The 7,927-nt window shown below is 69.9% G+C and carries 6 protein-coding genes; 1 reads left to right on the top strand and 5 read right to left on the bottom strand.

Features of this window, described 5'->3' with window-relative positions; genetic code table 11:
- Positions 1-38 precede the first annotated feature (38 nt).
- From ACOJSF_RS10325 to ACOJSF_RS10305, 5 genes are all read right to left on the bottom strand, one after another.
- Positions 39-860, bottom strand: coding sequence for an HpcH/HpaI aldolase/citrate lyase family protein (locus tag ACOJSF_RS10325; RefSeq protein ID WP_420142124.1), 822 nt, complete (start codon positions 858-860; stop codon positions 39-41).
- Complete coding sequence (locus ACOJSF_RS10320; RefSeq protein ID WP_420142123.1) at positions 857-1,309, bottom strand: MaoC family dehydratase; 453 nt, start codon at positions 1,307-1,309, stop codon at positions 857-859. The genes ACOJSF_RS10325 and ACOJSF_RS10320 overlap by 4 nt, the downstream gene beginning before the upstream one ends.
- A gap of 181 nt (positions 1,310-1,490) precedes the next feature.
- Positions 1,491-3,365: an acetyl/propionyl/methylcrotonyl-CoA carboxylase subunit alpha gene (locus ACOJSF_RS10315; protein ID WP_420142122.1), complete on the bottom strand. Its 1,875-nt coding sequence runs from the start codon at positions 3,363-3,365 to the stop codon at positions 1,491-1,493.
- Positions 3,366-3,367: 2 nt separating this feature from the next.
- A complete protein-coding gene (gene bioB, locus ACOJSF_RS10310) occupies positions 3,368-4,360 on the bottom strand; it encodes a biotin synthase BioB (protein WP_420142121.1) in 993 nt (330 codons plus the stop codon).
- Positions 4,361-4,362: 2 nt separating this feature from the next.
- Complete coding sequence (locus ACOJSF_RS10305) at positions 4,363-5,979, bottom strand: carboxyl transferase domain-containing protein (protein WP_420142120.1); 1,617 nt, start codon at positions 5,977-5,979, stop codon at positions 4,363-4,365.
- A 228-nt stretch (positions 5,980-6,207) separates the two neighbouring features.
- Between ACOJSF_RS10305 and ACOJSF_RS10300 the strand changes: the two genes are divergently transcribed.
- Positions 6,208-7,833 carry a Na+/H+ antiporter gene (locus ACOJSF_RS10300; protein ID WP_420142119.1) on the top strand — a complete coding sequence of 542 codons (1,626 nt, stop codon included), beginning with the start codon at positions 6,208-6,210 and terminating at the stop codon, positions 7,831-7,833.
- The last annotated feature ends 94 nt before the right edge of the window (positions 7,834-7,927 follow it).

The following is a 7,927-nucleotide window of genomic DNA, read 5'->3' as shown; positions in this document are numbered from 1 at the left end:
CTCGGTGGTCGTGCTGACGATCAAGTAACGTCGTCGATTCAGGCCCGCGCCAGCAAAGCGCGGGCCAGGTTCAGATGCGGCGCGTCGATCATCCGCCCTTCGTAGCGGAACGCGCCCTGCCCCGCCGCGCGCGCGGCCTCCAGCAAGCGGCGCGCATCGGCGACCGCGGCATCCGATGGCGTGAAGGCGGCGTTGATCGCCGCGACCTGACGCGGGTGGAGCGCGAGCATGCCGGTGAAGCCATCGCGTGCGCCACGCGCGGCGTAGGCGGCGAGGCCCGCATCGTCATCGAGCGCCGGAAAGACCGTCTCGATCGCGGGGACCCCCGCCGCATGCGCCGCGAACAATGCGAGCGCGCGGGCTGTTTCGTAGGGCGGCGTGTAGCGGCCATCGGCCTCGCGCACGGTGTCCGCGCCGATCGCGGCGGACAGATCCTCCGCCCCCCACGTCAGGCCGCACAGGCGGCCGGCGACGGGGGCATAGTCGCCCAGGCGAAAGAGCGCGGCGGGCGTTTCGGTCGCGATCGGCAGGATCGGCGGGCAGGCGTCGCCCCACGCCTCGATCAAGCGTAGTACGCTGTCCTTGCCCTCCGCCTTGGGCAGGATGAGGCCGTCCGCCCCGCGCGCGGCGGCGATGTCCGCGTCAAGCATCCCCGCATCGACCGGGTTGATGCGGACGAAGCGCGTGACGGCGGCGGGGGCAATCAGCGCGGCGGCGACGGCGGCGCGCGCAGCGTCCTTCGCGTCGGGCGCGACCGAATCCTCGAGGTCGAGGATGATCGCGTCCGCGCCGCTCGCCGCCGCTTTCCCGAACCGTTCGGGCCGGTCGGCGGGGACGAACAGCAGCGAGCGCAGCCTCATGCCGGGGCCTTGCGGAGCAAGGCGGTGCGCAGGCAGCGACAGACGACCTCGTCATGCTGGTTGCGCATCTCGTGCGCGAAGGTGACGATGCCGGCGTCGGGGCGCGAGCGGCTTTCGCGCAGATCGGTTACCTCGGTGCTGGCGCGAAGCGTGTCGCCCAGGAACACCGGCTTCGGCATGACGAGCGTGTCGTAGCCGAGATTGGCGACGAGCGTGCCGAGCGTCGTTTCCCCCACCGACAGGCCGACCATCAGCGCGAAGGTGAAGGTGCCGTTGACGAGGATGCGGCCGAATTCGGACTGCGCGGCGGCCTCCGCATCGATGTGCAGCGGCTGCGGATTGTGCGTCATGGTCGAGAAGAGGAGATTATCCGTCTCCGTCACGGTGCGGCGGATCGGGTGATCGATCCGCTCGCCGAGCTGCCATTGGGCGAAATATTTGCCCGCCATTCCCGGCCCGTACGCTGACGACGTTGACGACGTTGACAGGTGCGAAGGGTGTGCGGCGGGCCGGCGTGAGGGGGGCGTCACTGGTCGCGGTCGCATTCGACCGGGAGAGACACGGGGCCCCGCCTGCGCAGGGGGGACGGAGGTGGGGGTCGGCATCACCCGGAGTGTTTCAGACGAAAACCTATTTTGGAAGAGGCTCGACACGGACGAGCAGGCTGCCCTCGGTCACCTGCCCGCCCTCGATCGCGCGCAGTTCGGCGATGCGGCCGGCGAAGGGCGCGACGAGCGCCTGTTCCATCTTCATCGCTTCGAGCACGACGAGCCTTTGCCCGGCGACGACGGTGTCGCCCTGCGCGGCGGCGACCGACACGATGCGGCCGGGCATCGGGGCAAGGATCGCGCCGTCGCCGACCGAACCGCCGCCGACCCCCGCCCCGGCGCGGTCAGGCCCGATCGCCCAACCCGCGCCTTCGGCGAACAGGATGGTCTGGCCATCGACCGAAACCGTGCGGCCCGGACGGACGTGTGCGCCGGGCAGCGTGGTTTCGACCGGCTGGCCGTCGATCGCGAAGCGGAGGGCCGTGGCCGGATCGGCATTGGCGCGGAAGCCGGCGAGCGCGGTCCACGGATCGCTGTCCGCGTGGGGGACGATCGCGGCGGCGGCCGCCGCCACCACGTCCGGTCCCGGGGTCGCCGGGGGGATCAGCCGTTCGGCATGGCGTTCGATGAAGCCGGTATCGACCCGGCCGGCGACGAAATCCGGATCATCGAGCGCGCGCGCGAGGAAGGCGGCGTTGGTGCGAACGGGCCAGATTTCGGTGCGGCGCATGCCCGAGGCGAGCCAGCGTGCGGCGCCCTCGCGCGTGCGGCCGTGGGCGATCACCTTGGCGATCATCGGATCGTAATGGGGGGTGACGGCGTCGCCCTCCGCCACGCCCGTGTCGACGCGCAGTCCCTTCGGCAGGCGCAGATGACGGAGCGGGCCGGTCGACGGCAGGAAGCCCAGCGCCGGGTTTTCGGCATAGAGGCGCGCCTCGATCGCGTGGCCGTCGATCGAAAGCTCGTCTTGGGCAAGCGGGAGCGGTTCGCCCGCCGCGACGCGAAGCTGCCATTCGACCAGGTCGATGCCCGTAATCGCCTCCGTCACCGGATGTTCGACCTGGAGCCGGGTGTTCATCTCCATGAACCAGATGCGGCTGGCGTCGAGCCCGGTGCTGGTGTCGGCGATGAATTCGATCGTGCCCGCGCCGACATAATCGACCGCGCGCGCGGCGCGCACGGCGGCGTCGCAGATCGTGGCGCGGGTCAGCGGATCTATGCCGGGCGCGGGCGCCTCCTCGATCACCTTCTGGTGGCGGCGCTGGAGCGAGCAGTCGCGTTCGAACAGGTGGACGACCCGACCATGCGTGTCGCCGAACACCTGCACCTCGATATGGCGCGGATTGACGATATATTTCTCGAGCAAGACGCGATCGTCGCCGAAGGCGGACGCCGCCTCGCGCCGGCAGGAGATCAGCGCATCGGGGAAGTCGGCGGCGCGATCGACGCGGCGCATCCCCTTGCCCCCGCCACCCGCGACCGCCTTGATCAGCACGGGATAGCCGATCGCATCGGCCGCCGTCTGGAGCCGCGCGGGCGACTGATCCTCGCCCAGGTAGCCCGGCGTCACCGGCACGCCGGCCTCCGCCATCAGCGCCTTGGCCGCGTCCTTGAGCCCCATCGCGCGGATCGCGGCGGGCGGCGCGCCGACCCAGACGAGACCGGCCGCCACGACCGCCTCGGCAAAGTCGGCATTTTCGGAGAGGAAGCCGTAGCCGGGATGGATCGCCTGCGCGCCCGTCTCGCGCGCGGCGGCGAGGATGCGATCGGCCACCAGATAGGATTCGCGCGCCGGAGCGGGGCCGATCGGCACCGCCACGTCGGCCTCGCGCACATGGCGCGCGGCGGCGTCGGCATCGGAATGGACCGCGACAGTGCGGATCCCCATCGCGCGCGCGGTGCGGATGATGCGGCAGGCGATCTCGCCGCGATTGGCGATGAGCAGGGTGTCGAACATGGTCAGGCGGCCTCGCTCTCGACCGGCTCCGCCATTCCCTCCATCGGCAGGAGGCCGAGCTTGCCGAACAGGGCCGCGTCGCGATCGCCGCCGGCATTGCCGGTGGTGAGCAGGCGATCGCCGGTGAAGATCGAATTGGCGCCGGCCATGAAGCAGAGTGCCTGCATCGTGTCGCTCATGCTCTCGCGGCCCGCCGACAGGCGGACGATGCTGGCGGGCATGATGATGCGCGCGACCGCGACGGTGCGGACGAATTCGATGTCATCGATCCGCGCCGAGGGCACGTCGTGCAGCAGGTCGCCGAGCACGGTGCCCCGGATCGGCACCAGCGCGTTCAATGGCACGCTTTCGGGCGGGACGGGCATCGTCGCGAGCGCGTGGAGGAAGCTCACGCGATCGGCGCGGCTTTCGCCCATGCCGAGGATGCCGCCGCAACAGACGCGCATTCCCGCCGCGCGGACGCGGTCGAGCGTATCGAGCCGGTCCTGGAAGGTGCGCGTGGTGATGACGTTGCCGTAATTTTCCGGCGAGGTATCGATATTGTGGTTGTAATAATCGAGGCCCGCGTCGGACAGGCGGCGCGCCTGATCGTCGGTCAACATGCCGAGCGTCATGCAGGTTTCGAGGCCGAGCGCCTTCACCTCCGCCACCATGTCGACCAGAGCCGGCATGTCGCGATCCTTGGGCTCGCGCCAGGCGGCGCCCATGCAGAAGCGGTGCGACCCCGCTGCCTTGGCCGCGCGCGCGGCGGCGAGGACGGTGTCGCGGTCCATCAACTTGTCCGCCTTCAGCCCGCTTTCGGCATGCGCCGACTGGCTGCAATAGCCGCAATCCTCGGCGCAGCCGCCGGTCTTGATCGACAAGAGGGTCGACAGCTGCACGCGGTTGGCGGGGTGATGCGTGACATGGACGGCATGCGCGCGCGCGACCAGATCGAGCAGCGGCAGATCGAAAAGTCCGGCGATCGCCGCTTGGGTCCAGAGAGGGGTGGTCATCGTTACATCCTGAACAGGCCGAAGCGCGGCTGCTCCGCGATCGGCGCATTGAGCGTGGCGGCAAGCGCGAGGCCGAGCACGTCGCGCGTCTGCGCGGGATCGATCACGCCATCGTCCCAAAGCCGGGCGGTGGCGTACCAGGGATTGCCCTCCTCCTCATACTTGGCGCGGATCGGGGCCTTGAAGGCCTCGGCCTCCTCCTCGCTCCACGTATCGGCATCGCGGTGGACGGTGGCGAGCACGCTGGCCGCCTGTTCGCCCCCCATCACGCTGATCCGCGCATTGGGCCAGGTGAACAGGAAGCGGGGCGAATAAGCGCGGCCGCACATGCCGTAATTGCCAGCACCGAAGCTGCCGCCGATCAGGACGGTGATCTTGGGCACCTGCGCGGTGGCGACAGCGGTGACGAGCTTCGCGCCATGTTTCGCAATGCCTTCCGCCTCATATTTGCCGCCGACCATGAAGCCGGAGATGTTCTGAAGGAACAGGAGGGGGATGCGCCGCTGGCAGGCAAGTTCGATGAAGTGCGCGCCCTTCTGCGCGCTTTCGCCGAACAGCACGCCGTTATTGGCGAGGATCGCGACGGGCATGCCCCAGATGTGCGCGAAGCCGCAGACGAGGGTCGTGCCGTACAGCGCCTTGAATTCGTGGAAGGCCGATCCGTCGACGAGGCGGGCGATGACTTCGCGCACGTCATAGGGCGCGCGAACATCCTCCGGGATCAGGCCGTACAGATCCTCGGCCGGGTAGAGCGGCGGCGCGATGTCCGCTCCGTTCGGGGCGGACGGGGACGCGTTCGGAGCGAACGGCGTGTCGAGGCTGGCGACGATGTCGCGCACGATCTGGAGCGCGTGGGCGTCATCCTCGGCGACGTGATCGACCACGCCCGAGCGGCGGCCATGGACGTCGGCCCCGCCAAGGTCCTCGGCCGAGATCACCTCGCCCGTGGCGGCTTTCACCAAAGGTGGGCCGGCGAGGAAGATCGTGCCCTGCCCGCGTACGATCACGCTTTCGTCGGACATGGCCGGCCCATAGGCGCCGCCGGCGGTGCAGCTTCCCCTCACGCCGGCGATCTGCGGGATGCCGGCGGCGGACATCTGCGCCTGATTGTAGAAGATGCGGCCGAAATGATCGCGGTCGGGAAACACCTCGGCCTGGTGCGGCAGGTTCGCGCCGCCGCTGTCGACGAGGTAGATGCAGGGCAACCGGTTCTCGGCCGCGATTTCCTGCGCGCGGAGGTGCTTCTTGACCGTGAGCGGATGGTAGGTGCCGCCCTTCACGGTGGCGTCGTTGCACACGATCATCGCCAGCCGGCCGGACACGCGGCCGATGCCCGCGATCAGCCCGGCGCCCGGCACCTCCCCCGCATAAACGCCATGCGCGGCGAGCTGGCCGATTTCGAGGAAGGGCGCGGCGGGATCGAGCAGGCGCGCCACGCGATCGCGCGGAAGCAACTTGCCCCGCGCCACGTGCCGTTCGCGCGCCGCATCGCCACCGCCGCGCGCGGCGCGGGCCACGTCGGCACGCAACGCCGCGACCAAAGCGCGATTATGGCCATTGCGCGCGCGGAACTCGTCGCTGTCGCGCGCCAGGCGGGTCGGAAGGACGGGGCCGCTCATGCGGGACCACCGGGATGCGCGCGCAGGCGGGGCGCGCCACGAACGTTCAAGGCAACTCTCCGTCTTATCGTTGGCGGGGGCATTAGCATTGTCGAAGCGATCGGGGAAAGCGGGGCCGCCAGGCGGCGGGCCCGGCAACGTTTTTTGTCCGACCAGACGGTTGCGCGTCGCGTCCGACGCCGCGACAACGGGGCACACCCCATCGCCGGAAAAGGAGCCACGCGCGCTTTGGAAACCATCACGATCGTCCTCTTTCTCCTCCTCGCCGTGGTGGTCAGCGGTGTCCTGTCGCGCGCGATCCCGGTGTCGTTGCCGCGCCCGCTGTTCCAGATCGCGCTGGGCGGGCTGATCGGGCTGGTCGCCGACTGGCGCGTGACGCTCGACCCCGAGATTTTCTTCCTGCTGTTCCTGCCGCCTTTGCTGTTCCTCGACGGCTGGCGCATTCCGCGCGACGAGCTGTTCCGCGACGCGCGCACCGTGCTGGGGCTCGCGCTGGGCCTCGTCATCGTCACCGTGCTGGGCATGGGGTTCTTCATCCACTGGCTGATCCCGGCCATGCCGCTGGCGGTGGCGTTCGCGCTCGCGGCGATCGTATCCCCCACCGATCCGATCGCGGTGTCCGCGATCGCGCAGCGCACGCCGATCCCCGGCCGGATGATGCACATCCTGGAGGGCGAATCGCTGCTCAACGACGCATCGGGCCTCGTCTGTTTCCGCTTTTCGGTGGCGGCGGCGCTGACCGGAGGCTTCGTACTTGGGGATGCCGCGCTCAGTTTCCTGTGGGTGGCGCTGGGCGGGCTTGCGGTGGGCGTCGGCATCACCTGGGCGGTCTCGCGGGCCAAGACATGGGTGGCGCGGCGCTATGGCGAGGATGGCGGCACGCAGATCCTGGTGAGCCTGCTCATCCCGTTCGGATCCTACCTCGTGGCCGAACATCTCCATTGCTCGGGCATCCTGGCGGCGGTGGCGGCGGGGGTGACGATGGGCTTCGTCGAGACGTCGGGCGAGCTTGCCGCCGCGACGCGCATCCGCCGCAGCACGGTGTGGGACATGATCCAGTTCGCGGCGAGCGGCGTGATCTTCGTGCTGCTGGGCGAGCAATTGCCGCTGATCCTGCGCGGCGCGGCGGAGACGGTCTATTCGTCAGGCCATTACCAGACGTGGTGGCTGGGCATCTACATCGTGGCGATCATGTCCGGCCTCGTGCTGATGCGCTTCGCCTGGGTGTGGCTGTCGCTGAAGCTGACACTGGCGAGAGGGGCCAAGGCGGTTGCGGCGCCGTGGCGGATCGTCGCGGCGATGTCGTTCGCCGGCGTGCGCGGGGCGATCACGCTGGCGGGCGTGCTGACGCTGCCGCTCACGCTCGGCGACGGGAGCCCGTTTCCGGCGCGCGACCTGGCGATCTTCCTGGCGATGGGCGTGATCGTGGCGTCGCTGCTGATCGCGAGCGTGGCGCTGCCCCCGCTGCTGCGCGGCCTGCGCATGCCGGCCGAGCCGTCGCGCATGGCGGAGGAGGATGCGGCGCGCATCGCGGCGGCGCAGGCAGCGATCCGCGCGATCGCGGAGACCGAACATCAGATGCCCGCCGACCATCCCGACGCGGATCTCTATATGGCCACGGGCGCGCGGCTGCTCGACCTGTATCATGACCGGATCGAACGGCGGCAGGGCGAACCCGACGATCGCGCGTCCGACCGGCGCGCGGAGAAGATCGAGCGCAATCTGCGGCTGGTGGCGCTGAAGGCCGAGCGGGCGGAGGTGTTCCGCATGGTGCGCAAGCGCATGCTGGGCGGGGCGACCGCGCGGCGGCTGATCCGCGAACTCGACCTGCTCGAAGCGCGCTATGCGGGGTGAGACATTCCGTCAGTCCGCTCCGGCCCGCTCCCCCACCCGGCCGCCCACAGAGTATCTTGAATGGGCGGCCGGGTGGGGGAGCGGGCCGGAGCGG

It is taken from the genome of Sphingomonas sp. (genome assembly GCF_048594985.1).
GTDB lineage: Bacteria > Pseudomonadota > Alphaproteobacteria > Sphingomonadales > Sphingomonadaceae > Sphingomonas_I.
This window is presented reverse-complemented; position numbering and strand designations above follow the sequence as displayed.

What these genes read in the sequence shown, in the direction of transcription:
- ACOJSF_RS10325 (WP_420142124.1), bottom strand. Translation starts at nt 860, where the DNA reads ATGAGGCTGCGCTCGCTGCTGTTCGTCCCCGCCGACCGGCCCGAACGG.
- ACOJSF_RS10320 (WP_420142123.1), bottom strand. Translation starts at nt 1,309, where the DNA reads ATGGCGGGCAAATATTTCGCCCAATGGCAGCTCGGCGAGCGGATCGAT.
- ACOJSF_RS10315 (WP_420142122.1), bottom strand. Translation starts at nt 3,365, where the DNA reads ATGTTCGACACCCTGCTCATCGCCAATCGCGGCGAGATCGCCTGCCGC.
- bioB (WP_420142121.1), bottom strand. Translation starts at nt 4,360, where the DNA reads ATGACCACCCCTCTCTGGACCCAAGCGGCGATCGCCGGACTTTTCGAT.
- ACOJSF_RS10305 (WP_420142120.1), bottom strand. Translation starts at nt 5,979, where the DNA reads ATGAGCGGCCCCGTCCTTCCGACCCGCCTGGCGCGCGACAGCGACGAG.